At 69.0% G+C, this 1,099-nt stretch carries 1 protein-coding gene; it reads right to left on the minus strand.

Annotated elements, in window-relative coordinates; genetic code table 11:
* Positions 1-20 precede the first annotated feature (20 nt).
* A complete protein-coding gene (locus ACZ3KJ_RS35260) occupies positions 21-974 on the minus strand; it encodes an IS481 family transposase (protein WP_467533029.1) in 954 nt (317 codons plus the stop codon).
* Between the last annotated feature and the right edge of the window lie 125 nt (positions 975-1,099).

Here is a 1,099-nt window from a genome sequence, read left to right on the forward strand (position 1 = left end):
CGGGACTTTCGCAACAGGCCCTAGGTGTATTGCCTCGTGAGGTTGGGGACGCGGCTGGCGGGTGGTTGGCCCTTGAACGCGGTGTGTCCGCGGTGGTGATTGTAGGTGTGCAGCCATTGCGGGAACGCTTCGCGGCGCTCGGCTTCTGACCGGTAGGGGCGGGCGTAGGCCCATTCGTCGAGCAGGGTGCGGTTGAAGCGTTCGACCTTGCCGTTGGTCTGCGGCCGGTAGGGCCGGGTCCGCTTGTGGGCGATCCCGGCTGCTTCCAGCACGTCGCGCCAGTCACGTGAGCGGTAGCAGGAGCCGTTGTCGGTCAGTACGCGCTCGACGGTGATCCCGGCCTGGGCGTAGAACGCCTGGGCGCGGGTCCAGAAGCCGGTTGCGGTTTCCTTCTTCTCGTCTGCGTGGATCTCGCTGTATGCGAGGCGGGAGTGGTCGTCGACGGCGGTGTGGAGGTAGCTGTAGCCGGCGCCTGCGCGGGTCTTGCGTCCGGCCTGTCGGCCCAGCACCTTGTGTCCGCCGCCGTCGGGGATGTTGCCGAGTTTCTTGATGTCGACGTGGACCAGTTCGCCGGGGTGGTCGCGTTCGTAGCGGCGTATGACGCGGCCGGTGGCCCGGTCCAGGTGGGTGAGGCGGGCCAGCCGGTAGCGGGTCAGCACACGGTGCACGGTGGAGGGCACCAGGTGCAGCAGGTGGGCGATGCGGGCCGGTCCCCAGCGGCGCAGAACACGGACCTTGATGATCCGGCGCTCGGTGCGGGTCGGGGTCCGGCGCGGGCTGGTGCGCGGACGGGAGGAGCGGTCGTGCATGCCGGCCTCGCCGGACTGCCGGTAGCGGCTCGCCCAGCGCTGGGCCGTAGTCGGCGAGACCTGGAAGCGTTCAGCGGCCCGGCGCAGGGGCCAGTTGTCCTCGACCACGCAGCGGGCCAGGCGCAGCCGTCCGGTCTCGGTCAAGGGTGCATTACGGTGGGGCACGAGGGCCTTTCGGTCAGGTGTAGACGTCGCAATCCACACCGAACCGGAAGGCCCTCACCTGTTCAAGACCCCTCAGCCGAGACCTGGCTCACCCGTCCACAACCTCCCGAGACAGAACACCTAGG

It is taken from the genome of Streptomyces sp. NPDC003248 (assembly GCF_055563235.1).